The 25,611-nt window shown below is 70.8% G+C and carries 17 protein-coding genes; 6 read left to right on the forward strand and 11 right to left on the reverse strand.

The annotated features are described in order from the left end of the window. Window positions 1-190: 190 nt before the first annotated feature. Both ENSA5_RS29240 and ENSA5_RS29245 read left to right on the forward strand, forming a co-directional pair. Window positions 191-2,071, forward strand: a complete 1,881-nt coding sequence (locus ENSA5_RS29240) for a DUF2339 domain-containing protein (protein ID WP_106395004.1) — start codon at window positions 191-193, stop codon at window positions 2,069-2,071. 52 nt (window positions 2,072-2,123) lie between these two features. After that, entirely contained in the window at window positions 2,124-2,723 is a 600-nt protein-coding gene (locus ENSA5_RS29245; RefSeq protein ID WP_146156229.1) for a hypothetical protein, read from the forward strand. Window positions 2,724-2,937: 214 nt separating this feature from the next. Here the strand turns inward: ENSA5_RS29245 and ENSA5_RS29250 are convergent, their stop codons facing one another. Continuing rightward, complete coding sequence (locus tag ENSA5_RS29250; protein ID WP_258183047.1) at window positions 2,938-4,023, reverse strand: DUF3616 domain-containing protein; 1,086 nt, start codon at window positions 4,021-4,023, stop codon at window positions 2,938-2,940. 843 nt (window positions 4,024-4,866) lie between these two features. On the opposite strand from ENSA5_RS29250, the gene ENSA5_RS29255 reads away from it, so the two are divergent. From ENSA5_RS29255 to ENSA5_RS29265, 3 genes are all read left to right on the forward strand, one after another. Further along, window positions 4,867-5,184, forward strand: coding sequence for a mechanosensitive ion channel domain-containing protein (locus tag ENSA5_RS29255; protein WP_106395007.1), 318 nt, complete (start codon window positions 4,867-4,869; stop codon window positions 5,182-5,184). Between the two features lie 154 nt (window positions 5,185-5,338). Beyond that, entirely contained in the window at window positions 5,339-6,007 is a 669-nt protein-coding gene (locus ENSA5_RS29260; protein ID WP_106395008.1) for a response regulator transcription factor, read from the forward strand. Beyond that, window positions 6,004-7,395: a sensor histidine kinase gene (locus tag ENSA5_RS29265; protein ID WP_106395009.1), complete on the forward strand. Its 1,392-nt coding sequence runs from the start codon at window positions 6,004-6,006 to the stop codon at window positions 7,393-7,395. The genes ENSA5_RS29260 and ENSA5_RS29265 overlap by 4 nt, the downstream gene beginning before the upstream one ends. Here ENSA5_RS29265 and ENSA5_RS29270 read toward each other — a convergent pair. From ENSA5_RS29270 to ENSA5_RS29310, 9 genes are all read right to left on the reverse strand, one after another. Next, complete coding sequence (locus tag ENSA5_RS29270) at window positions 7,365-8,615, reverse strand: TolC family protein (RefSeq protein WP_106395010.1); 1,251 nt, start codon at window positions 8,613-8,615, stop codon at window positions 7,365-7,367. The genes ENSA5_RS29265 and ENSA5_RS29270 overlap by 31 nt on opposite strands. Window positions 8,616-8,618: 3 nt before the next feature. Then, window positions 8,619-11,699 (reverse strand): efflux RND transporter permease subunit, encoded by a 3,081-nt coding sequence (locus ENSA5_RS29275; protein ID WP_106395011.1) that lies wholly within the window; start codon window positions 11,697-11,699, stop codon window positions 8,619-8,621. A gap of 63 nt (window positions 11,700-11,762) precedes the next feature. Beyond that, the gene (locus tag ENSA5_RS29280; RefSeq protein ID WP_181198270.1) at window positions 11,763-12,908 is read right to left on the reverse strand and encodes an efflux RND transporter periplasmic adaptor subunit; all 1,146 of its coding nucleotides are present in this window, start codon (window positions 12,906-12,908) and stop codon (window positions 11,763-11,765) included. A gap of 150 nt (window positions 12,909-13,058) precedes the next feature. Continuing rightward, entirely contained in the window at window positions 13,059-16,376 is a 3,318-nt protein-coding gene (locus ENSA5_RS29285; protein ID WP_106395013.1) for a protein kinase domain-containing protein, read from the reverse strand. 170 nt (window positions 16,377-16,546) lie between these two features. After that, the gene (locus tag ENSA5_RS29290) at window positions 16,547-17,158 is read right to left on the reverse strand and encodes a phospholipid scramblase-related protein (protein ID WP_106395014.1); all 612 of its coding nucleotides are present in this window, start codon (window positions 17,156-17,158) and stop codon (window positions 16,547-16,549) included. Then, window positions 17,155-19,719, reverse strand: a complete 2,565-nt coding sequence (locus ENSA5_RS29295; protein ID WP_106395015.1) for a tetratricopeptide repeat protein — start codon at window positions 19,717-19,719, stop codon at window positions 17,155-17,157. The genes ENSA5_RS29290 and ENSA5_RS29295 overlap by 4 nt, the downstream gene beginning before the upstream one ends. After that, entirely contained in the window at window positions 19,716-21,518 is a 1,803-nt protein-coding gene (locus ENSA5_RS29300) for a CRTAC1 family protein (RefSeq protein ID WP_181198271.1), read from the reverse strand. The genes ENSA5_RS29295 and ENSA5_RS29300 overlap by 4 nt, the downstream gene beginning before the upstream one ends. A gap of 5 nt (window positions 21,519-21,523) precedes the next feature. After that, a complete protein-coding gene (locus tag ENSA5_RS29305) occupies window positions 21,524-22,573 on the reverse strand; it encodes a tetratricopeptide repeat protein (RefSeq protein ID WP_106395017.1) in 1,050 nt (349 codons plus the stop codon). After that, a complete protein-coding gene (locus ENSA5_RS29310; RefSeq protein WP_106395018.1) occupies window positions 22,573-23,694 on the reverse strand; it encodes an ADP-ribosylglycohydrolase family protein in 1,122 nt (373 codons plus the stop codon). The genes ENSA5_RS29305 and ENSA5_RS29310 overlap by 1 nt, the downstream gene beginning before the upstream one ends. A gap of 122 nt (window positions 23,695-23,816) precedes the next feature. Here ENSA5_RS29310 and ENSA5_RS38455 point away from each other — a divergent pair, with 122 nt between their 5' ends. Further along, entirely contained in the window at window positions 23,817-24,383 is a 567-nt protein-coding gene (locus ENSA5_RS38455) for a hypothetical protein (RefSeq protein WP_181198272.1), read from the forward strand. 17 nt (window positions 24,384-24,400) lie between these two features. Here the strand turns inward: ENSA5_RS38455 and ENSA5_RS29325 are convergent, their stop codons facing one another. Then, complete coding sequence (locus ENSA5_RS29325; protein WP_181198273.1) at window positions 24,401-25,348, reverse strand: serine/threonine-protein kinase; 948 nt, start codon at window positions 25,346-25,348, stop codon at window positions 24,401-24,403. Between the last annotated feature and the right edge of the window lie 263 nt (window positions 25,349-25,611).

The raw sequence follows: 25,611 nt of genomic DNA on the forward strand, positions 1-25,611 counted from the left end.
TCCCGACCGTCTTGACGGTCTCGACGGTCTCGACTCGGACTGTCGCTCACGCTCTGAGGCGATAAAATTCGCGATTTTACATTCACAGTGATCGACATCTCTATCCGGTTGAGCGTCGCTCAGGCTCTCGTCGTTCCTCGAGCACTCTCCCGAGCGAAGCGCCGTCGAGGACGACGCCCCAGGCAGCCCGATGCGCCTGCTCGCTGCCGCGGGCGGTGCCGCGGTCTCGATCGGGCTGATTTTCTTTGTCGCCTACGCCATCGAGCAGGACTGGCTGTCGCCGGGGCTGCGCTTCGTCGGCGCGGCGTTCCTCTCGGCGCTGCTGACCGTGGCCGCGTGGCCCGTGGCCAGGCGCGGTCACCAGGCCGTCGCGGGGGCGATCGGCGGCGCGGGCCTCGGAGCGTGGTTTGGCAGCTGGCTGTTCGCGCGCCACGTCCACGACCTGGTCTCCGGGCCGCTGGTGTTCGTGGCGCTCGTGCTCGGTGCCGTGGCCTGTCTGGCGATCGCCGACCGCTTGCACCTGCGCCTGATGGCGATCCTCTCGACGCTGGCTGCCTGCGCGACGCCGCTCTTGGTCGGGGTCGGGAGCGGACCGCTGATCGAGCTGATGGCCTACAAGCTGATGCTCGTCGGCGTGCTGGTGGCCGTCGACTACCGCCGCCACTGGCCCGAGCTGCCGACGATCGCGCTGATGTCGACGTGGATGCTGGGCGCTCGCTGGGCCGCGCTGCACCTCGGGCCCGAGAGCGCGCTCGGGTTCATGATCTGGACGCTCGTGCTCCTGGTTGCGACCGCGATCTCGGGCTGGCGCCTGGTCCAGGCCAGCGCCGCGGCGGCCGACAAGACCCACGCGAAGGCGCGGCTGGTCGTCGGCGGGCTCCTGACCTGGGCCGCGGCGGCGTGGGCCTTCGCTCACGCGCCGCAGACCCTGGCTTGCGCGAGCTTGGGGCTCGCGGCCTGGCACGTGGCCCTGGCTTGGCTCTTGATCCGCGTCGACGCGCGGGCCTCGACCGAGCGCGACGCCCGGACGGAGCCCAGGCGCATCGGCGACGTGTTCGTTGGCCTCGCCTGGGCCCAGGCGATGGTCGCCGGGCTCCTGGCCTTCGACGACGCGATCTTGTCGTGGTGGTGGATCGGCATGAGCGTGGCCGCGGCCGCGCTGAGCTGGGCGCCGATCCGGCGCATGCGCCAGGGCATGGTGCTGATCCCCGCGGTCGCGGCCACGGCCTGGGCCGTGCACAGCGACGAGCCATGGTCGCTGACCGTGGCCGCGGTCGCGGTCGCCGTGCCGATGATCGCCGGCCTGATCGGGACCCGCGACAGCGAGGGGCCGCGCGCGCTCGAGCCGATGCTGACCTCGGTCGCCGCGCTGATGTGGCTCGGTGTGACCCTCGCGATCGGCCCCGAGGCGAGCGCGGCCCAGCTGACCTGGGCCCTGATCCCGGTCGCGGTGACCGTCGGGCGGGTCTGCCTGCTGGTCAACGAACGCGACATGACCTTGGCCCTGGGCCTCCTGGGCCTGGGTCTGCTGGCGAGCCTGGCCGTGGTCGTCACGACCTCGGCGCTGAGCCCCGTCGGGGCCGAGCCCGGCGCGCCGCTCGGCCTCGTGCTGCCGCTCCTGGGCCTCGCGGGGCTCGGCGTGACCTTGACCTGGCGGATGCTCCAGGCCAAGGCGATCGCTCAGCCCGAGCTCGAGCTCGACGACGACCCAAACGCGGGCCCGCTGGGGCTGATGGTCGCGCTCGCGGTCGGGCTGGCCGGGGCTTTGGTGGTCGTGGGTGCGGCGACCGGCGGCGGCCTCCCGGTCCAGCTCGGGTCCACGGCCTGCGCGGCGCTCACGGCCCTGGGCCTGCTCGTCGCGGGCTTGCGCCTGCGTCAGACCACCTGGCGCAAGATCGGGCTGGCGGTGATCGGCGCGGCGGCGATCAAGATCGTGCTCTTCGATCTCGCGGCGGCCTCGGCGGCCTGGCGGGCGCTGAGCCTGGTCGGGATCGGGGCCGTGATGATCGGCGGGGCGTTCGCCTACAGCCGGGCGCAGCAGCGGCTGAGCCGGGCTCGCGCGAGCTCCTGAGCTCGGCCTTCACTCCTGCGGGTCAACGACGGCTCGGTGTACATTGCCCGCAGTGAGCCGGAGCCTGGACGTGGTCGAGTCGACCGCCATCGCGCGTGTCGGCGAGCGATCCTACGAGCTGGCGAAGACCCCGGAGGCGGCGCTGGAGCTCTTGCGTGAGGGGGCGGGCCTTCGTGTGCTGAGCCGGAGCCAGGCCCGGAAGGCCGGGGGGACGGAGCCCCTCATCGTTGTCGGCGACAGGAACTTCACGATCTACAAGCCGTGGCGCTCGCCACGTGACGCGACCCCGGACGCGGCCCTGGGTGGGGACTTCGCGGTCGGCGTCGCGGCGGTCGGGCGCCTGGTCCCGACCCCCCGCGGCTCCCGCCTCGAGCTGCGCGTCAAGCCCTACGCGCCCGCTCCGGCCCGACGCGTCACGGTTGGTGTGACAGTCGCGAGTTGGGTGTTGTTTGTCCTCGCGCCGGTCGTGCTCGCCGGCCCGCACCCTGTCGCGCTCGCCCTGTCCGCGTTCATGCTCATCGGCGGCGTGGCGAGCGTGACGCTACGAGGGCGACGGCGACGCGCACAGGAGGTCCGCGACTTGCTGGCCATCGTCGAGGGCATCTATGGGCCCCTCGAGCTGTCGCGTGGCGAAGATCCGCATCGGGGCTAGCAGCCCGGGGTGCAATGCCTCGCGCCGCCTCGCTTGGCCTTTTCGCCGAGGGCTTTGTCGCCAAAACTTGCAGTACGCCCGGTACAGCGGCGTTTTGGCTTCGCGCCCTCGGCGAAGATTCCGGCGCGAGGCGACACGATGCATTGCACCCCGGGCTGCTAGAGACGAACTCGCAGCCCGTGGTCCAACCCGTCGCGTCGCCTCGCGCCGCAATCTAAAAGCCAGGCACCCAACGGCCCCGGAAGGACTTCTTCGCGGGGTCGTCCAGCTTCTTGCACGCGACGCCGTCGACCTCGATGGTCCCGTCGTCGCTCAGGAGCATGATCTGGTCGCGGTCCTCCGGCGTGAAGAAGCCCTCGGGGTTGAGGTTGTCGAGGTCGGCGTCGACCACCTGGACCTCTTCACCTTGGCCGTCCCAGGTGTAGAGACGAGACGGTTTTGTCCCGGCGTAGTCGCCTGCGATGATCAGGTAGTTCCCGCGCCAGGCCGAGAGACCACGGATACCGAGACCACCGAGATCGAGCAAGACGGGATCGCCGAAGCGTGCGGCCTCGCCGTTGATCACCGCGGAGGGGTTCTCGAGCACGACCAACAAGGCCTTCCCCTGCGGGGTCGGGTTGCGAAAGCCGATGAAGACACCGCCCGCCGCTCGGTCGGTCATCCCCTCGATATTGAGGCCGCCGGGCTCCTTGGGCGCGATCTGGGCGGCCTGGGTCAGACCAAAGGGCCGGTATCGGGGGTCGGCCTCGAGATCGTCCAACAAATTCGTGTAGGTGGTCCCCACCACCGTTAGCGGCTTGCCGTAGTCGGGCGAGGTGGTGGCGAACAGACGCAGGCGCTCGGGCTTGTGCTTGCCCTTGCTGTTCGTGCCATGGGAGGTCAGCCAGTAGGCGTGGCCTTGGTGCATGGTCGCCGCCTCGATGTCGGCCTCGGCCGGGGGCTTGGGCGGGCGGTTTGGTTTTTTGGTCGGCCGAGGGAAGATGCCGACATCGGCCGAGATGTCCTTGCTGTACAGCGGCTGGCCACCGCGGTCTGCGTCGTAAACCCTCAGGAGGTTGTCCTCATCGTCGGCCACCGCGAACACGTGAGGATCGAGGGGAACTGCGCCCGACGCGTCGCACATGCCGATGAAGACAACGTCTGCCGAGCTCGCGGACGACGGCCGCGGATCGCTGACGTCGACGACAGCTTCAGACTCCGTCGCCTGGGATGCCTGGGATGCCTGGGTTGTCGTCAGCTCGCCCTGGCTGCAGGCACCGCACAGCAAAGCTCCCGTGAAGATGAAAACGCAGGCGCGCACGGCGGGAAGAGCATAGCGGTGAGTCCTGTCCCGCGCCACGACGCGGGCCCCCGGCGTCGCTCGGTCGAGCTCGTCGAGCCACCGCGTCGAGCTGCTTCGTCCGACGAGTTTGGGGAGCCCGTGCGCGCGGGCCGACGCGGAGCAGCCGCCGTCGCCCCGTTGCGCCCCTGGGGTGCGTTGTGTAGGTTGCCCTCGTGGTCGCGTTTCGGCGCATCTTGACGGCCCTTCTGACGATCCTGTGGATCGTCGGATGCGCGCCCACCAGCCCCGCGCGGGAGGTGGACGAGCGCCTGAGTCAAGATCGTGACGTCGACGCGCTGCCGGCTCGACGGGCCGAGAGTCCGCGCTTTGCGGGCCCCTCGACACGCGTCGGCATTCCAGACTGTCCGCCGCCCATCGTTGATGTCCCGCTCGCGCCACAGCTGTGGATCGCGCAGTGGATCAACGCTGCTCCCCGGGCTGTGAGCGTACAGGTCGGAGACCCAGGCTGGGCTCGCGGCCCGCCTGCGCGGGTCTGACCACCCGAGTCTCGGTCGCAAGTGGGCCCGTCAGTGACGGGTCGGCGGCCAAGCTGTGCTCTCGCCTGTCGTGTCGACGACCCGGCCAGCCTCCCGCTGGTGGCGGCTCGATGACCCGTGGGTCGACAGCGTCCATCTCAACCGAGAAAGGTCTCGGTCTCTTTTGGTGCATCAAAAATTCGAGGCTCGCGCCCGCCAGGTGGCCGCGCGAGCTCGTCGACAGTCCAATTCTTCTTCAAACCCGCAGCCAACGCCGCCGCGACGATCGGGCGGTCGAGCTCGACAGCTCGGGGCCGCAGCGCTGGTCGGTGGGTCCGGCTACGGCGTGTTGGTCGCCTGCCACTTTGGCTCCGGCGCATGGATCGCGTTCGCGATCATCCTCTCGGTCGTGGTCGGCTTCTTGATGGTCGACAGGTCCCGTCGCCGGCCCTCCGCCGCTCGACGAGGTCGCTACCAGGTCGGCGACAGGATCGAGATCGATGAGCGGACCAGGGGCCGGGTCATCCATGTCGGCCGGCGTTGGACTCGACTTCGCTCGCCCGAGGGCGCCGAGTATTGGGTCCCGGACCGGATGATGAACAAGGCCACGGTCTGCGAGCAAGGCCCCGCAGACGGGCGTACGACGAAGCAGTACTGGACCTGAAATTCCCTCGCGCGCTACGCGTCCCACGGACCCAGGAAACTGCGCTGAGGGCCGCGGGGTCCAAGCCCTCCCAAGCGACGGCGCCTGCGGCGGACCCGGGTCGCCTCGCCAAGGTCACGCTTGCTATCGTGGCCCCGATGACTGGGAGGCTCACGTGAAGATCCTCGTCGTCGAAGACGACGCCAAGCTCGCGCGCTTCGTCGTCCGCGTGCTCATCGAGGAGGACTACGTCGCCGACTCGTGCGCCGAGGGGGGCGAGGCCATCACCCGCGCCCTCAGCGGTGTCTACGACGCGATGGTGCTCGACTGGATGTTGCCGGATATCGACGGCGTGAGCGTGTGTCGCACGCTGCGGGAGCGGGGCTGCGAGATCCCGATCTTGATGCTCACGGCTCGTGGCGAGCTCAACGAGCGGGTCCTTGGCCTTCGCGCGGGCGCGGACGACTACCTCGTCAAGCCCTTCGAGATCGAAGAGCTCCTCGCGCGGCTCCACGCGGTCCTCCGCCGCTCGATCAGCGAGGGCGTGCTGGTGGCCGGGCCGCTGCGGATCGATCGACTCGAGCGTCGAGCGACCCTCGACGGCCGCGTGATCGACCTGACCGTGCGCGAGATGGCGCTGTTGATCCACCTCGCCCTTCGAGCCGACCAGGTCGTGACCCGGTCGGCGATCTTGTCGCGGGTCTGGGGCATGAATTTCGACCCGGAGTCGAACATGATCGAAGTCCACGTCAGCCGCCTGCGCGACAAGTTGGGCGCGCGCGCGACGATGATCGAGACCGTGCGCGGTAAGGGTTATCGGCTGCGAACCGAACAACAGCCATGAGCTTTCGCAGCCGCGTCGTCGGGACCGTGGCCGCGGTCAACCTCACGGTGATCGCCCTCGCGTTCATCGCCGTCGCGCACATCGTCAACGCGAGTCAGCAGCGTCAGTTCGACGACGCGCTCCAGCGTGAGGCGCTCGAGGAGGTCAGCGAGATCGCCGAAGGCGGCGGCGAGCACCTCCGCATCTCTCCTCGGCTCGGGCCGAGCCCCGACGATATCGGCCCCCTGACCAAGTACGCGGTGCTCTACGACGCAACGGGCGGGGTGCTCGACGCGTCGCTCGCCTGGAACGGCGAGGTCCCGGCGATCGACGAGCTGCCGAGCCCGACCGGAAACCTGTGGATCCGTGGGCAGCATCTGCGCGGCCTGGTCACCGAGGTCGAGGGCCACCCGGGGACGCTGTTGCTCCTGGCCGCGCCGCGCGATGACCTGGACAATGACGCCCGCATCCTCAGCCGGGTCCTGACCCTGGTGTTCGGGCTCGCGTTCATGAGCACGATCGTGCTGACCTCAGGAGTCGTCCACCGCCTCACTCGCATTCATGAGCGCATCGCTCAGGTCGTCCGGCGAATCTCCGACAAGGACATGACCGCCCGCGTCGGCGAGGTTCGGGCCGCGCCAGAGATCATCCAGCTCGCGAGCGACATCGACGACATGATCGCGCGCATCGAGCTCTTGCTTCGGAATCAATCGGAGTTCATCACCCACGCCGCCCACGAGCTCCGCTCGCCCCTCGCGACCTTGTACGGCGAGCTGTCCCTCGCCGTCCGCCGTGCGCGAGACGCCGAGCAATACCGTGAGGCGATCGAGGGCGCGCTGGTCTCGACCCGGCGGCTCATGACCCTCGCCGATGATCTGCTCGCCCTCGCGCGGGTCGGCCACGTGTCCGAGAGCCCGCACGCGCCGGTGAACCTCGAGCAGATCTGCACCGAGGCCCAGGACATGGTCGGGCCCCAGGCCCGGGCCCAGGACGTGCGGCTCGCGGTCCAGGTCGAGGCGATGGTCGTCGATGGCAACTACATGGACCTGGCTCGCCTCGTTCGCAACCTGCTGGAGAACGCGATCGGCCACTCCTGCGCGGGCGGTGTGGTCGAGGTCGAGGGCCGCAGCGAGGGCGCCTACGCGGTGTTGAAGGTCCGCGACCACGGGACCGGCGTCAGTCAAAGCGACGCCGAGAAGATCTTCCAGCCCTTCTTTCGTGGGAGCCGCGAGCGCGCGAGCGAGCGCCCAGGTAGCGGCCTCGGCCTCGCGATCGCCCTCGAGATCACGACCCAGCATGGCGGGACCCTCGAGCTGGACGCGGTCCCCGGCCCCGGCGCCTGCTTCGTCCTGCGCTTGCCTCTCGACGGCGCTGAAGCTCAGCGAGCCCCGGCGAGCCGGCGAAGCTGAAGCTCGGCCAGGTGAGCCGCGAGCGCGAGCACGATCCCGCGTAGCCGTTGGTCGCGGACGGCCAGGTAGGCGTCCATCAGCCCGATGATCTCGAGCTGTCCATCGGTGTAGGCGAGCTCGGCCTGGGCCTTGACCCGCTCGGCCAGGGGCCGCGTGGCGGCGAAGGCCTGGCTTCGCTCGCGGAGCAGCTCGGCGCGTTGATGGGCGAGCACCAGCTGTTGCTCGGCCGCGATCTGAGCCGCGCTCGAGCGTGCCTGCGCGGCCCGAGCCTCGGCCTGGGCCTGGGGGATCGCCGCTTGACCGCGCTGGACGACCGGCAAGGGGACGCTGACTCCGAAGCCAAAGTCGACCTGCCCGGGGCCCTGGCCGAAGCCGGCGAGCACCCGAAGGCCGATCCCGGGCATGACCTCGCGGCGAGCGAGGTCGACCTTCGCCGCGGCCGCGTCGGCGATCGCGCGGGTCGCGACGAGGTCCGGACGCTGGACCTGAACATCGCGGAGGCCGTCGAGGGGCGGGAGGGGCGGCGCGACCTCGAGCTCGACATCCGGCTCTCCCTGCAAGCGAGCTGCGAGCGGGCCGACCGCGAGGGCGAGCTGCTCGCGGGCATCGAGCGCGGCGGCTTCGGCTTCGACGAGCTCGGCTTCGGCTTGGGCGAGCGCGAGCAGGGTCCGGTTTTCATCGTAGGTCGAGATCACACCGGCCTCGGCCCGCGCGCGGACGATCGCCAGCCCGTGCTCGAGATCCGCGATGTTCTGGTCGAGCACCGCGACCTCGTCGAGCCGAGCCCGAAGCTCGATCATCGCAACCTCGACGTCGTAGGCCAGGCTCATGCGGACGTCGTCGAGGTCTGCCCGCGTCGCGCCGAGCTCGTGACGGGCGACCCGACCTCGGGCCCGGGGCGCGCCGCTGAGCTCGATGAACTGACCGATCGAGCCGATCCACGAGCCAGCCGGGTCGTAGCTCGTCGCGCGAACGCCCCAGACATAGTCGAGCTCGAATTGCGGGTTTGTCCACAGCCTCGCGGACCGAACCCGGGCCCGGGCCGCGTCGACTTTGGCGTCGCCGGCCTCGAGCAAGGGGTGGCCTTCGTCCATCGCGGCCAAGGCCTGTTCGAGGGTGAAGCGGGGCTCGTCGACCCGCGCGGCCTCGCTCGGGCGAGCTTCGGGCCCTGTTGCAGGTCCGAAGCCGAGGACCAGGGAGAACATCAACGCCTGCATCATGGATCAAGCCTCGGACGGGGTCGTGGAGTCGGCGGGGGTCGAGGGCCGCCCGCCCCCGTAGAGCAGCGGGAGCAGGAGCATCAAAGCCGGGGTCACGGTCAGGAGGCCCGCGACGATTGCGATCGCGAAGGGGCGCTGGGTCTCGCTGCCCATGCCGTGGGCGAGCGCAGCCGGGACCAGCCCGAGCAGCGCGAGCGAGCAGGTCAGCAAGACCGGACGAAAGGCCGCGCGCGCGCCCTCGAGCATCGCCCGCTCCGGCCCGACGCCCGCGGCCGCGCGACGATCGATCGCCGCGCAGATGATCACCCCCGCGAGCACCAGCTGACCCAGGAGCGCGATGCAACCAACCGCGCCGCTGACCGAGAAGTTCTCGCCGCTCGCGTGCAGACCCGCGACGGCCCCGGCGAGCGCGATCGGCAAGAAGGCGACCAAACACAGGACCGGACGCGCGCGGCCGAAGTTGGCGAAGAGCAGGCCGCAGATCGCCAACATCGCGACTGGAAAGGTGATCGCCAGGCGTTTCAACGCCCGATCCTTGTTCTCGAATTCGCCCGACAACGAGGGGTACACGCCCTCCGGCATCGGGAGTTGTTCGAGGGTCTCGCGGACCTCGGCGACGGTGCCGCCGAGGTCACGGCCGCGGACGTTGAATTTGACGGCGACAAAGCGAGAGAAGTCCTCGCGCCAGATCGAGGTGCGCCCGAGCGGCGTGCTCAGCTTGGCGACCTCGCCGAGTTGGATCGGCGGTCCGTCGGTCTGGGCGACGGTCAAGCGGGCCAGGGCCTCGGGGTCGGCGCGCACTCCCTGCGGCAAGGCGAGCGCGACCGAGTAGCGCTGCGAGCCCTTCCACAGCTCGGTCGCAACGGCGCCGCCGAGGGCGATCGACACCGTCGTCTGGACGTCGTCGATCGTCAGCCCCCGGCGCGCGAGCTCCTCCCGGTCGATGTCGATCCGCAGCTGCGGGATCGAGCCGGCCTGGTAGAGCGCGAGATCGGTGACCCCTTCGACCTCGGCGAGCGCGGCCCGGATCTCCTCGGCGGTCTGGGTCAGCTGCTCGAGGTCGTCGCCGTGAACCTTGACGACGACCTGCCCGATGATGCCGGAGATGGTCTCGAATACGCGGTCGGTGATCGGCTGGGAGAAATTGTGCTGGACCCCGGGGATCGGCGCGAGCGCGGCCCGGATCTCGTCCTCGAGGACCTTGCGATCAACCCCCGGTCGCCAGTCTCGTTCGCGCGCGAGCTTGACGAAGAGCTCGGCGTTGTTGGGCCCCTCGGCCTGGGTCGCGTCCTCGGGCCGGCCGATGTGCGAGAGCACGCCCCGGACCTCCGGGACCGTCAGGATCCGCTCGCGGGCCTCGGACACGTGGCCGCCAGTCTCGTCGAGAGAGATCGTCGATGGGAACACCGAGGTGATGTAGAAGCCGCCCTCGTTGAGCTCCGGCAAGAACTCGCTGCCGATGTCACGGGCCGCGCCGATCAGCGCGAGGGTCGCGAGCGGCAAGATCGCGAGCACCGTCAGGCGGCGGCGGTTGGCGGCGCGCAGGGCCCGGACGTAGCCGCGACCGAGGACCGCCAGCCACCGCGGCTCCCGGCTCTCGACGGGATCGGACATCAACGCGCTCTCGAGGGCCGGGACCACGACCAGCGCGGCCACGAGCGCCCCGAGCAGCGCGAAGCCGTAGGTAAAGGCCATCGGCGCGAAGATCCGCCCCTCGACCCGCTCGAGGGTGAAGATCGGCGTGAGCGCGACCATGATGATCAACAGCGAGAAGAACACCGGTCGCGCGACCCCGACGACTGTTCGCCGAAGCACCTGCTCTCGCTTGACGCCCGGCGCTCGCGGCTCGGGGAGGGCGTGGAGCGTCGCCTCGATGACGATGACCGCCCCGTCGACGAGGATCCCAAAGTCGATCGCGCCAAGCGAGATCAGGTTGGCCGACAGGCCCATCGCGTGGAGACCAATGAAGGCCGACAGCATCGACAGCGGGATCACGATCGCGACGATCAGGACCGCGCGACCGTTGCGCAAAAACAGGTATACGACCAGCAAGACCAGCAGCAGGCCCTCGGCCAGGTTCTTGCCGACGGTCTCGAGCGTGGCGTCGACGAGCTCCTGGCGATCATAAAAGGGGACGATCTCGACCTCGCCCGGGAGGACCTCGCGGTTGAGCTGGTCGATTCGAGCCCGGAGCGCGTCGAGGACCTCGCTCGGGTTCTCGCCGCGGCGCAAGAACACGATGCCCTCGACCACGTCGTCGACTCGGTCGAGACCGACGGCGCCGCGCCGCGGGGTCGAACCCTCGACGATGTCCGCGACATCCATCACCCGAACCGGCACGCCTTCGAGCTCCCGGACCACGGCGAGACCGAGCTGCTCGGGCGTGGTCGCGACGCCGAGCCCGCGGACGACGAACTCCTGGCCCCCGACGCCGACGTAGCCGCCCCCGGCGTTTCGGTTGCTGCGCGCGAGCGCGTCGTGGATCTCGACGGCGGAGACGCCATAAGCGGCCAGCCGATCGGGGTCGACGCGGACGACGTAGCGACGCTCATAGCCGCCAAAGGTGACCACGTCGGCGACCCCGGGCACCGCCCGAAGCCGGGGCTCAATCGTGAATTGCTGCAGCGAGCGAAGCTCGCGCAGACTCCGGGGGCCGCGGAGGGTGTAGCGATAGATCTGCCCGACGGGGGTCGCCTCCGGGCCCATCTCGACCGAGGCCGACTCGGGCAGATCGACCTGGGCGAGGCGCTCGGAGACCATGGCCCGGAGCTGAAACGATGAGTACTGCTCATTGAAGGTCAGGGTCACCAGCGAGAGCCCGAACACCGAGACCGAGCGAAGGTCGATCAGCCCGGGGGTACCCGCGAGCGAGCGCTCGAGCTCGATCGTGACCCGCTGTTCGACTTCTTCGGCGGCCTGTCCGGGGTAGATGCCCACGACCTCGACCATCGGGTCGGTGACGTCGGGGAAGGCCTCGACCGGGAGCGCGCGAAAGCATCGCCACCCGTAGATCGCAACGATCAGGGTGACACCGAGGACGAGCAGCCAACGCTTCACTGCGAAAGCGACGAGTCGTTCAAGCATCTGTGGTCTCCCGGGGCCAAAGTTCCGACTCGGTCCTCGCAGGCTGCTGAAGCGCCGAGCTCGTCAAAGCAATCGATCGAGCTCGCCGTCGAGCAACACGGCGCCGTGCTCGACGACGCTCTCGCCCGCGGACAGCCCCGACAGGATCTGAATGTTGGCGCCGATGCGCGCGCCGAGCTCGAGCTCGCGGCGCTCGACACGATCTTCACCGACCCGGACGAAGGCGACGAAGCGGTCGCGCCGAAGGAGCACGACGTCGCGGGGAACGAGCAAGGCGCCGTCGTCACCGATCTCGACCTCGACGCGCGCGACCATCCGCGCGCGGAGATCGGTGCTCGGTTGATCGGAGCGGCACAGGGCCGAGGCCGTACGGGTCTCGGAGTCGACGGCGAGCGAGACCTGGGTGAGCGTGCCAGCGAAGCGCGTGGGCCCGAGCGCGGGGATCGAGTACCAACATGAGGCGCCGCGGCTGAGGCTCGGAGCGTAGCGCTCGGGAAAGGACGCATGGACGACGAGCTGCTCGCCGTCGCCGATGACGACCGCGCCCCGCTCGTCGTCGGGATCGATCCGCTCGCCGGGCTCGACGTTGCGAGCCAGGACCTGTCCGCCAGCCGAGGCGCGAATCGTGAGGCGATCGTGACCGCTCATCTCGGCCTGGACCGAGGACAGGATCTCTCGCAGTCCGGCGATCTCGGCGGTCAGCGCGTTCAACCGCGCCCGGGCCTCGACCAGCTCGCGCGTCGACGCGGCGCCGCCTGTGACCAGTCGCTCGAAGCGTTCGACGGCGTCGCGCTCGGCCGCCGCCTCGGCGCGGAGGCGGCGAACCTCGGCCCGCAACCGGGCGATCTCGCTGCTGCGCACGGTCAGCAGCGGATCGCCCGGCTCGACTCGCTCACCGACCACGACGTGGACACGCTCGACGAAGGCAGAGACGGGGACGCGGACGGCGTAGGACGCGTCTGCGGCGAACTCGAGCGCGCCAAAGCCCTCGGCCCGCGCTCGGACCTTCGCGCGCTCGACCGTCCGAAAGCCCAAGCGCTCGAGCACGTCGGCCCGGACCTCGAGCACGTCGGGCTCGACGAGACGACAGGGGCCCTGCTCGAACTCGACCTCAGCGGTCGCAGCGCGAGCGCAGCCGCTCGTGGCCAGCGCGACGAGGCCGACAACGAGGATCCGCGAGGCGACGGTCCGTGGCTTGAACGTGCTCACGGCCGCCAACTTAGGGGGAAGGACCGGCCGTGGGCCTTACCTCGACATTACTTTGTCGTAAGGATGCGCGATCACCTCGGTCGACCAGGGCCGCACAGCTCGAGCCGAGGACCGACGCGCGCTCGCACAGCTGCGTGGGCAACGCTCGCGCTACTTCTCGACCCAGACCTCAGCGGGCTCTTCGAAGCCCTTGATCCGAAACGCGCCGACGCGCTCGAACCCGGCCTGCTCGGCGTCGGGCAGGGCCGCGACCGCGGCGGCCGAGAGCAGCGTGCGTCCCGGGATCGGCAGCGTGACGGAGCCCGGCGGGCCGACGCGCGCGTCCTCGGCGACCTTCTCGAGCCTGAACAGGCGGTGGACCTCGGCCCCGTACACGTCGCCGGCGCCGACGTGGACCTCGCCGCAGTGGACGACCGTGCGCAGCGCCGCCGGATCCTCGGCCCCGCCGAACAGCGCGTGCGCGCCGAGCAGCGCGTCGCGGACCGAGTCGTAGACGACGAGGAAGCCGTCGCCGACGCCCTTGACCACGCGCGGGGACTCGGTCCCATCGGCGGTCAGCGCCTCGCGGATGCCGCAGAGGTACTCGACGAGCATCGTGTCGCCGTGGCGTTCGACGTACTCGGTCGACGCGACGATGTCGACGAGGAGCATCGCAACCCCGGCGCGGTGGGTGGGGTTGTCGGGGGTGGGGTTTCGTGGCGCCGAGATCTGGCGGGTGCCATCGCGCTGCCGCGGCCCCTCGGCGAGGGCGAGCTCGGGCCCGACGCTCGGGAACAGCTCGAGCAAGGCGAGGTGCAGATCGTCCCAGCCCCTGCGCTCGAGCCGGGCGCTGAGGCGCGCGAACGCAGCGGTCGCGGCGATCAGGCGCCGGGCGACGTCGACGCTCTCGCCCGCGCTGACGTGGGCGTCGAAGCGGCGCAGGAGCTCGAACACCGCGTCCTCGGTGTCGTGGTCGCCGCGCGCGGCCCCGGCGAGGAGCTCGCGCTGAACCTCGATCATCCGGGCGTAGTGGCTCTTCCACGGCTGGCCGTGGCCGATGACCACGTGGCGAAAGGGCGCGAAGCCGCCGCTGCCCGCGACCTGCGTGACCAGGGCCTGGAGGGCCGGGTGGAGCAGGTAGTGCGACGAGGGCGGGAGCTGGCGGAACGAGCCGCCGACCGCGTCGCGCGGCTGACGAAAGCGCTGGGTCCGGGCGCCGGTCGCCGGATCGCGGACGATCACCCCGAGCAGCCCGCAGTCGAAGAGCTCGCGGAAGGGGTGGTACACGCCCTCGGCCTCGTAGCCGTGGAGCTCGTAGTACTCGCGGTCGAAGCCGTGAAAGCGGCACCAGACGTCGACGATCTCGGGCGTGGTCAGGACGTCGTGGGGCAGCAGGGCCAAGAATCGCCCGCGCGCGCCTCGATCGGCCAGGATCTCGAGGAACACGCGCATCTCGTTGAACACGTTGGCGACCAGCATCCCCGCGCTGGTCTCCCGGACCACGCGCTTGAACAGCTCGTGGTCGAGCGCCCCGCGGTTGCGCGAGATCTCCGATGAGATGATCACGAGGTCGCGCGGGCGCCCGAGCGTGTGGCGGCAGATGAACTCGAAGGGCGCCTCGCTGTGGGCCCCGCGGGTGCTGCTGATGTGGTCGACGCTGACGAAGTCGCGCAGCGCCACGCGCTCGTAGAAGTAGGTCAGCTTCTCGAGCATGTCTCGAAGGTCGCGCTTGGTGTAGCGCAGGGCCGTGGTCGCGCCGTGGAGGTTGGTCTTGATGTCGGACTCGTAGTCGGCGAACGCCTCTTCGCGAATGGTTGCGAAGATCTTGACGTGCGCGTTGGTGTTCATCAGGTCCCACGCGGCCTCGATCATCCCGGCCTGCATCGAGACCCAGGCCGGGCGCGGGAGCTGGCGCAGGGCCTGGTCGAGCTTGTCGACGAACATGAACACCGCGCTGTGGAGCGAGCGGATCTTGTACTCGAGGAAGCCCTCGGTCCGGTCGAGCATCTGCTGGAGCTCGCGGAAGGACAGCGCGAGCAGCTGCTTGACGACGACCGTCGGCTCGGCCTTGCGACCCTCGAGCATCGCGCGGATCGGGCTCGCAAAGCGGCTGAGCTCCTCGCGCTCGTCGGACCCCCGCGGGGCGCCGACGTGCCCGGTCAGGTGCGAGATCGCGGCGACCCGAAACGCGAAGCTCCAGATCCGCTTGCAGCTGTCGAGCGAGGACATCAGCGTGGTCGCGGCCTTGCCCACGCTCGGCAGATCGCCCATCAGATCGAGGTAGGGCCGGCCCTCGGGGATGAATTGCACGGCCGCGGCCTTGCGCTCGTCCTGGCCCTGGTAGTGCTCGTGGAGCAGCGAGCGCTTGTAGGTCAAGAGCAGGGTCTTGCCGAGGCCCTTGCTGCCGACGACGAAGTGCTTGGTCCCGCTGTCGAGGAACTCGGTCACGACCTTGTTCTTGAAGGTCAGGTCGCGCAGCTCGTTGATGTCGATCTGGTTGGCGTCCGAGGCCCAGCTGCGCGAGGGCGGCGGCAGTGAGGGGCTCGCGCTCGGCTCGCGCGGGCGTGACTCGCTCTTGCCGAGGGCCGCGAGCGCGTCGCGCAAGGCGGTGACGGTCGCGAAGCGACGGCTGATGTCGCGCTCGGTCGCGCGCGCGAACCACTGGTCAAAGCCATGCGGGAGCTCGTCGGCGACGTCCGAGGGCACGACCCGCGGGCCGCTGGTCTCGCGGATCAGCTCGGCCAGCGAGGTGGCTCGAAACGCCCGCTTGCCGGTCAGGCACTCGAAGGTCAGCGCCGCGATCGACCACAGATCCGCGCGGTGGTCGACCTTCTGGGCGTCGTCGGCCTGCTCGGGGCTCATGTAGGTCACGGTCCCGAGCGCGGTCCCGGCCAGGGTCAGCGCCCGGCCGTCTCCGCCCGCGGTGGCCGTGTGCAGTGACTTGACGATGCCGAAGTCGAGGACCTTGGCCACGACCTCGCCCTCGCCCTCGACCAGGAAGATGTTGGCGGGCTTGAGATCGCGGTGGACGATCTGCTTGGCGTGGGCCTCGGTGATCGCCGCGCACACGTCGGCGATCACGGCCATGGTCTGGGCGTAGCTCAGCGGCCCGCGCTCGAGCCGACGCGAGAGGTCCTCGCCGCGCAGCAGCTCCATGGTCAGGTAGGGCGCGCCGCGCTCGTTGTCGACGTTGACGTCGAGGATCGACACGACGTGGACGCTGCGCAGCCGCGCGGCCGCCTGGGCCTCACGCAAGAAGCGCTCGCGCGCGGTCTGGGTCGCGACCAGGGTCGGGTGCATGAGCTTGATCGCGACCTGGCGGCGCAGGTCGAGGTCGGTCGCCTGCCACACCCGGCCCATGCCGCCGCTGCTCAGGAAACGCTCGAGCCGGTAGCGGCCATTGACGATGTCGCCCTGGGTCAGCTCCGTGCTGGTCGGACGGGGTGCGGTCGCCCCGACGCGCGTCGTGACCCGATCGTCCTTGGCCATCGCTCGGACTGTACAGGAGGGCAGCGGGACCGGCGAAATGTTGGCCAGGGGGGCGACATCGCGCGTTGCTCCCTCTTGGCCCGCCGGAGGCTCGTCCAGGCGAAATCGGCGCGATCGCCGAGCAGGTCCAGGCCAGCGGCGCTCGGGGGCCGAGGGCGCTCGAGGAGCGGTCAGTCGCGGTTTTCGAAGTACAAAAAGTCGATCAGGAAGGTCGCGGCCAGGACCAGCGCGCGCAGCTGCGGGCTCATGGCCGAGCTGAACTGCACGCCGAAGGTGTCGGCGTCGGTGAACGCCTCCTCGAGCAGGCTGCTCCACTCCTTGGTGATCTTCCCGACCTCCTGCCCTCGCACGAGCACGCGGAAGGTCCACGGCCGAAACACCGGGCCGTGCAAGGTCGCGAGCTCGGCGCCCGAGGGATCGAGGACCGAAAATTGCTTGGTCAGGACCGAGAAGCGCTGCTGGATCGAGCCGAGCGCCTGGCCGTCGCCCGCGACGACGTCGAGGCGCGAGAACAGCCACCGCCACGGACGATGGAGCTCGAGGGTCGAGGCGTCGGTCGTGTCGTGGACCGTCATCCGAAACGGGCGCCTGGCCTTGAGGAAGCTGCGGGTCAAGAGGGCCATCGCGCCCTCGCCGAGCTCGGCCGCGTGCATCACCGCTTCGCCGCTCGGGAGCTCGATCGAGTAGCGGTTGGCGGTCTCCATGTTGGTGAAGACCTCGGTCAGCTCCTTGTGCTGACGGATGATCAGCGACTCGGTCCGGACCACCGCGGGCAAGCTCATGGCTCGAGACTAGGCCTAGTAGCTCGCGTCCAGCCCTCGGGGACCGGCGCGAGGGGCAGCACGTACTGGAGGTTCGCGCGGCGATCGAGGGCGGGGTCCTCTCGCCGGGCGCGCTCGGTCACGACCGAGTCCTCCGAGCGAGGGCGGTGGCGATCCCAGGCTCGTTGGTGGCGCTCGGCGGCGTCCTGATCTCCGCTGTCCGTGTAGATCCGGGTCAGGAGGGCGTGGGCGCCGAGGTGCTCCGGGTCGATGGCGAGGACGGCGGTCAGGGCCGCGGCCGCCTCGGCGTCGCGCTCGAGTCGAAACAGCGACTCGCCCTTCATGACCAGGAGCTCGCGGTCGTTTGGAAACACCGCGAGCGCGACCTCGAGCGCGGCGAGGGCCGCCGCGTGGTCGCCGGAGGCGGCGCGGATCCTGGCCAGCAGCCAGGCCGCGGTCGGGTGCCCGGGCGCGAGCCCGTCGGCGGCACGGACGTGGGCTTCGGCGTCCGCGAGGGCGCCGTCGGCCAGCGCCGCCCGGGCGAGGTCGAGCTGGGGGCCGGGGTCCGCGGGCAGGCGCTCGGCGGCCGCGCTCGCGGCGACTCGGGCGAGCGTGGTGTCGCCGCGCAGGAGGTAGGCGATGCCGAGCGCGCGCAGTCGATCGCCCGCGTCGGGGCCCGGAGCCGCGGCGATCGTCGGGCCCGGTTCAAACGCGATCTGCGTGGTCGCGAGCGGGGTGATCGGCATCCGCGGGGCGTCCTCGCCGAGCACGAATTCGACGTAGTCCCGGGGGAACTTGCGATGCAGCACGCGCACGCTCAGCCGCGCGGCGCGGTTCGGGGCCGTGAAGCTGACGCGGACGACGTCCGAGGCCCCGAGCATGATCCGGCGGCTGGTCAGGACGACGTAGGTGTCTTCGACCTCGTGCACGGTCAGCGGCTCGCCCTTGGCGTCGAGCAGCGTCGTGTTCCAGCGGTGGGCGTCGGGATCGAGCTTGCCGCGCGGATCCAGCCACCCGCTCGCGGCGAGGACCTCGCCGTGTTCGTCGGTCAGCGTGAGCTCGAGCCAGGCCTCGCGCAGGTCGGAGATGCCGCCCGGAAACAGGTGCCCGGACCTGCGGTTGCGGACGCTGAGATCGAGCGTGACCGGGGCGCCGGGCGGGAGCGCGAGGCTGGCCCCGGGCGCCATCACCCGCAGGGGCTCGGCGCCTGGGACCCCGACCTCGATCGCGCCGACGTCGACGGACACGACCCCGTCGAGGAAGGCCTCGTTGCGGGCCTGCCACTGCTCGTCGCCCTGGACGAAGGGCAGCGCCGTGTTGGCGCCCGGGAAGCCGTGATCGGTCACGGTCCCGTCGCGCGCGGCCGGATCGTCGCCCGGGATCCGCGGCATGTGGCAGTCCTGGCAGCGCTTGGCCTTGGGCGGGTAGAAGGTCCGCGCCGAGTTGGCCCCGGCGCCGCTGTCGTGCCACGCGTCCCAGTCGTTTTGGCCCGGGACCCAGCGGTGGTCGTTGAGCTCGGGCGGGATGTGGGCCTTGTGACAGCCCGCGCAGATCTGCGAGCTGCGCAGGTGTGGCGGCGCGAAGCTGGCGATGTGCTTGGCGGGCTTGCTCTGGATCAGGCGATTGCTGGTCTCGCGCTCGCTCGGATCGTCGCTGGCGTAGCCGGGGTAGTGCTCGGGCGCCGCGATCACGTAGCTGCCGTTGCCGAGGCGGCCCGGCGCCTCGACGATCGCGTGACAGGCGAGGCAGGTGATCCCGGCGTCGGCGTCCGGATCTTCGGGCTTGGGGTGGGTGTCCATGCGACCGGTCAGGAGCAGCAGCGGATCGTGGCAGCCGCCGCAGAACTTGATCTGGTCCGGGGTCTTGTGGCCCTGCGAGACCGCGAGCGTGGCCGCATAGAAGGGATCGTTGAGCGAGCTGACGCGGTGGGCCGAGGACTCCCAGCGCGCGGCGATCTCGGTGTGACACTGCGCGCAGTACTCGGGGTTGGCGAGGTCTTCGGTCCCGAGCAGGTGGCCGTCCACGGTTCGAGTTTGGGCCAGGCCGGGCACGAAGGGCGCCCGCGGGCTCGGGGCCTCGCTCGCGCTGGTGGGCCACCAAAGCTGCGCGGCCCAGATGCCGCCGAGCATGACCAACGCCACGCCCGCGCCGATCCACTCGACCTTCAGCGCCGGGGTCGCGAGGGCGCGGACACGGTGGAGCACGTAGGCCGCGATCGCGGTGACGAAGGCCAGCTCGTGGGCGAGGACCAGCGGCCGCGCCTGCCCGCCGTCGCGCCACAGCGCCAGCCCGGCGACGCAGCCCAGGCCCGCGAGCGCGGCCACGACCAGGCCGATCTTGCGGGCCCGGGCGTTGCGGTGGCGGCGATGGATCACGAAGTGGCCGGCGACGAACACGGCCACGACCGCGCACAGGCTCGCGCCGAGGACCAGGTGCAGGCGCAGCATCGGCGCGACCAGGCCCTCGGGCGTGGCCGCGGTCGCGAGGAAGGCGCTGTCGGCGATCAGGAGCACCACGAGCACGCCCAGGACCACCCCGGCCGCCCGCTGGAGCCGATGGATCTGTTTGAGCTTGATCTTCAAGGCTGGAGGACCTCGGCGCCCGGGACGTAGGCTTGGGCCGCGCTGCCCTCGACGACGCGGTAGTGGGTGTCGGCGTCGAGCGGCCCGAGCTGCTGCTGCTCACCGCCGGGCCAGCGGATCGTGACCTCCTCGACTCGCGTGGCCTCGCCGAGCCCAAGGTGGATCCGGCGATCGCTGACCGACAGATACGAGCTCGCGCCGCGGACCTCGCGGACCAGGGTCTGGCCGCCCACGCTCACGCTGACCCGGGCCCCGATCGCGCCGCGGTTGGTGCTCGAGCCTTCGAGCCACAGGCTGATGAAGTGGCCGCGATCGGCCGTCGTGTTGCGGGCGATCTGGACCGGGCCGTCGTTGTCGACGACGACGTAGTCGAGGCCGCCGTCGCCGTCGATGTCGCCGACGGCGAGCCCGCGGCTGACCCCGCGGTAGGCGAGGGCGTCGCCGGCCGCGTCCGAGACGTCGACGAAGCGCCCGTCGGCGACGCGCTCATAGAGCGAGTTTTGCTGGGCGAAGCGGACCTGCTCGCGGTAGCTCTCGACGTTGTCGGCGATGTGGCCGTTGGCGGTCAGCAGATCCTCGTCGCCGTCGTTGTCGACGTCGATCCACTCGATCCCAAACGACAGCCGCGCGCGGGCGCTCGCGCCGATCCCCGCGGCGTCGGAGCGCTCGCGGTAGCTGCCGTTGTCGCGCCGCGTGTAGAGGCTGGTCGGCTCGGACTGGAAGTTGGTGACCGCGAGATCCCAGCGCCCGTCGGCGTTCGAGTCGGACACCGCGACGCCCATCGAGGCCTCCTCGCGCCCGAGCTGGGAGAACGCGACCCCCGACGCGACCCCGGCCTCCTCGAAGCGGCCCCGGCCGTCGTTGACGAGCAGCAGGTTGCGCGAGGTGTCGTTGGCGACGTAGAGGTCGGTGTCGCCGTCGTCGTCGAGGTCACCGGTTGCGAGCGCGAGGCCCTTGGCCGGGTGGGCGTCGATCCCCGCCTCGGCCGAGACGTCGGTGAAGCGGCCGCCCTCGTTGCGGTACAGGAGGTCGGGCAGGGCCTCGTACATCGCGGGCGTGCAGTACACGTGGATCGTCCGAAACCAGCACTTGATCGAGTCGGCCAGGGTGTAGCGAATGTAGCGGACGACGTAGAGATCGAGATCGCCGTCGCTGTCGGCGTCGAGGAACGCGGCGCTCGTCGACCAGCCGCGGGGGTCGACGCCCCAAGCCGCGCTGACGTCGACGAAGCCCTGGCCCGCGTCGTTGCGCAGCAGCCGGTCCTGGGCGTCGAAGCTCGTCAGGTAGAGGTCGATCCAGCCGTCGCCGTCGATGTCGCCCGCGCTCACGCCCATGCCGTAGCCCTGGTGGCGCAGGCCCCAGGCCTCGGACACGTCGGTGAAGGCCCCGTGGCCGTCGCCGAGCAGCAGCCGCGGACCGACCCCGGGCTCGGCCGAGCCCGCGAGCTGGCCGCCGTCGGCCAGGAACAGGTCGAGGGCCCCGTCGCGGTTGACGTCGATCAGGGCCACGCCGCCGTTCATGATCTCGGGGATCCACCTGTCGGGGTTGCGACCGGCGTGGTGGCGCAGGTCCACGCCCCAGGCCTTGGTCACGTCGCTGAACTGCAGAGCGCGGCCCGAGCTCGGGGCCTGAGGGGCGGTCGCGGGCTCGGCCGGGTTGGTGGGCTCGGACGGCGCCTCGGCCTCGTCGAAGAGCGATCGCGGCGGCGCCTGCTCGGGCGCGGGCGGCTCGGGCTTGCACGCGAGGGTCAGCGCGGCGATCGAGGCGGCCGCGAGGGGGGTCGCACAGGGGGAGGTCACGGTCGTCATTGTCCTCGAAGTTGGGCGAGGGCGTCGCGGGCAGCGGCGGCGTCAGCCGGGCGGTCGGTCCGCTCGTAGAGCGCCACGCGAGCGCTCAGGAGCTGCTCGCGCAGCTCGGGCGGCGCGTCGGCCCACATCGCGTCGATGAATTGCTCGACCTCAGCGTAGCGCCCGGCGTCCCAGGCCTCGCTCAGCGAGCTGCTGAGGGCGGCCAGGCGGGTCATCTGACGCTCGCTCTTGGCCGCGTGCTCAAAGGCCGCGCGGGCCTGCTCGGACACCCGGGCGGCGTCGTCCCCTCGCCCGGCGCTGGCGTAGGCTCGGGCCAGGGCCGCGAGCAGCGAGCGGTTGGTGGGCGAGGCCGCGACGCCGGCCTCGAGCGTAGCGATCGCGCCGTCGAGGTCACCGGTGTCGAGCTTGGCCAGGCCCACGAGCAGCGCTCCGTCGGAGCCCTGCTCGCCCCCGGCGTGGGCACGCGCGCCCTCGAGCCAGGGCAGCGCCTCGCCCGGGCGCCCGGCGTGGACCAGCGAGAAGCCCGCGAGCCACGCGGCCTTGGTCGTGGGGCCGAGCTCACCGGCGAGGGGGACCAGGATCTCGGCCGCGTCCTCGTAGCGAGAGGCGCGGAGCCAGGCGGCGCCGAGCTCGAGCCGCTGCTGGGCCGAGGGGGTCGCCGGGAGGGTCTCGGCGTGGAGCTGGGCGAGGGCGACGCGCTCGTCACAGGCCGAGAACGCCGCGAGCAGGACCTCGCGCAGGGGCGACGCGGGCCCGAAGCGCTCGCGCAGCTCTCGGAGCTCGGCGAGGGCCTCGACGTCGCAGCTTGGCTTGCCCTTGGCGTCGCGGAATCTTGTCCCGAGCTCGGTCGCGCGAGCCGAGGTCTGCCCGGACATCGCCGGGCGCGCCTCGGCCTCGGCCTCGACCTTTGTCTTGGCCTCGACCTTGGCCTGAGCAGGTGCCGGATCGGGGGCGACCTTGGAAGACCCAGGAGGCCCCTCGCCCGAGCACGCCAGCGCGGCCGAGGCGATCAGGGTGTGCGCAACCAGGCCAGCTCGAACCAGCATCAGGGCGCCATCCTCGGCCGATCATCCATGAGCGCGTCCCACTGCAGCTCGAGCGCGAGCAGCTTGGGTCGGCACTCGCCGGTCTCGCGTCCGACGATCCGCTCGATCCGCTCCATCAGGGTCCCGGTCGCGCACAGGTCGTCCAGCCACCTCGACGGGATCGCGGACAGCCCCTGGCGCGCGCCCGCGAGCGCGCCGACCATCGCGCCGATCCTGTCGGTGTCGCCGCCGAGGTTGATCGCGGTGACCAGGGCCTCCTCCAGGTTCCTGGAGGAGTCGACGATCGCGAGGGCCGTGAGCACGCTGCACCCGGCGAAGCCGCTCGTCGCCTCGACCGGGCGGTTGGCCTCGCCGATCGAGACCGCGCGCTCGCCGATGCCCTGAAGGATGTCGCGGAGGTTGTAGGTGTAGCGCCGCTGCTCGACCAGCGCGCTGGTGAGCTGGCTGAAGCGCCTGTCGGGCTCGAGCCCGAGCAGCTTCGCCGCCTCGGCCTCGGCCCTGGCCACGGCCTCGGCGAAGCGGTGGGTGAGCACGGGCTTGGTCTTCACGACGAGGGCGCGATCGATCGCGATCGCCAGCGCCAGCGCGCCCGTGATCGCGCGGAGATCGGAGTGGGTCACCGCGCTGATCTGGGCGACACGGCGATTGCGGGTCTGCTCGTCGCCGCGCCACCACAGCCCGACCGGGGCGATGCGCATGGCCGCGCCGTTGCCCGCGCTCGGCGTCGCGTGGGCGTGGGGGCTGTCGCTGCCCGTCGCCTGGATGCCGCGGACCGTGTGGCGGAAGTTGCGACCGACGCCGCGGTGGAGCCCCCAGCGCCCCGAGCGTTGGGGCGCGGCGTCACGCAGCGCGACGAGCAGATCGGCGAAGGGCCGCTCGGGGTGGGCGGCGTCGCGGCAGATCGAGTCGAGCACACCGAGGGTCTGCTGGCCGCTGTCCGAGTGGAGCCCACGCGGCCACCAGTGGCGGCCGGGGATCTCGATCATGTGATCGAGGCGCTTGAATTCCACGGCGATCTGCTCGGCCGTCCTGCCACGAACTGGGGTCCCGAGCGCGTCGCCGATCAGCAGCCCGTGGAGACAGCCGGCGACCCGGTCCCAGAGCGTCTCACTGGCGAGCATTGGCCACAGCCTAACAGGTACTCCGACCGCTCTCGATTTTGCCGCGCTTCGCGGCGCGGTACCATCGCGTTCCTCTCGGAAACGACATGACGATTACGCGTAAACAATTTTTGCTGGGTGGTTTGGCCTCGGCGACCGCGACTTTGTTCCTCGAAGCCTGTTCAGATGACACGGGGGACGGACGCACCTCCCTCGAAGACCTTGGCGACGGGGACGGAGACTCGACCGGGGATGGGGACGGCGACACGGGCGACGGAGACGGCGACCCGGGCGACGGCGACGGAGATGGCGACACGGGCGACGGAGACGGCGACACGGGCGACGGCGATGGAGACGGCGACACGGGCGACGGAGACGGCGACACGGGCGACGGCGACGGCGACACGGGCGACGGCGACGGTGACGGAGACGGCGATGGGGACGGCGACGGCGACGCGATGCCCGTGTGCCCGAACGGGGCCTCGGGCACCGTGCTCTCAAACCACGGTCACACCCTGATGATCCCCCAAGAAGACGTCGAGGCCGGCGTCCCGAAGATGTACAACATCCAAGGCGGCGCGAACCACAATCACTCGGTCTCGCTGAGCGCAAACGATTTCGCCCAGCTCGCGCTCGGCAACAACATCGAGGTGCAGTCGAGCTTCCTCATGGCCCACGACCACCAGGTGCTCATCGCCTGCCTGCTCTGAGCGAAGTCGCGCGGAGCTCAGCGCTTGTCTGGCTTGAGCGCGCCGATCAGGCGCCCGAACCACCCGGCCTTCGACGCGGCCTCGAGCTCGCTGAGCAGCTCGGTCATCGAGTCCCAGCGATCGATGCGCTCGGCCGCGAGCCCGCGCTCGAGGACCTTGCGCAGCCGCCGAGGCACGGCCGCCGCGCGCTCGCTCGGGGGCGCTTGGATCTCGCCAGCTTCGATCGCGCGGGCGATCGCGCTGGCCGTCCGCCCGACGAAGGGTCGCTGGCCAAACAGCGCCTCCCACAGCGTGACGCAGTACGAGAATTGATCGGCGCGCGGATCCGTAGGTCGGCCGAAGTGCTGCTCGAGCGACTTGTAGGCCGGCGTACCCGAGAAGCCGATCGTCGCGAGCAGATCCGGCCCCGCGGCGAGGGCGTCGCGCAGGCCCGGGGTCATGTTCTCGAGGGTCTGGAAGTTGTCGGTCCCCCGGGTGCTGCGCGCGAGGCCGAAATCGAGCACGCGCACCCGGCCGTCGTCGCCGAGGATCACGTTGTCGGGCTTGAAGTCCCGATGCATCACGCCGGCCTCGTGCGCGGCTTCGAGCGCCCGCCCGGCGTCGAGGTAGCAGCGGAGGATGTCCGCGACCTCGGGCTGCTCGCGCTCGACCCACTCGCGCAGGGTCCGACCCTCGATGTACTCGAGCGCGAGGAACACCCGCCCCTCGTGGGTCCCGACCTCGTAGATCCGCACGACGTTGGGGTGGTTGAGGCGCGCCGTAGTCTTGGCCTCGCGCAAGAACCTGGCCTGGGTGTCGCGGCGGATCGAGCGATCGTCACGCAGGAGCTTGATCGCCACGCGGCGCTGGTGGTCCTCGTCCCACGCCGAGTAGATGAGCGCGTTGCCGCCGACGCCGAGCAGCGAGCGGATCTCGAACCGGCCGATCGTCGCGGGCAGCTCGCCCTCGTGCCCGCCGTCGACCATGGACCTGGTTCTAGCAGACCTGCGAGCGTGCGTGTCTGCGCTCCTGGCCCGCGCCCTTCGGGTTGCCGCCGGTCCGGGAGCCGCTGGCCCGCGCAATTTGCTCATTCGGGGCGATCGTCCGCGGCCACGAGGCTCGGCGCGGCCGCCCCTGTGTCAGGACTCGCGGGCTCGTCGTCCACGAGCTCGCCGAGCTCCATGAGCCGCGAGCGCAGCAGCCGGCGACCTTCGCCGTCGATCAGTCGAACAGTCCCCCGCTAGCAGCC

The organism is Enhygromyxa salina, assembly GCF_002994615.1.
Lineage (GTDB): Bacteria > Myxococcota_A > Polyangia > Nannocystales > Nannocystaceae > Plesiocystis > Plesiocystis salina_A.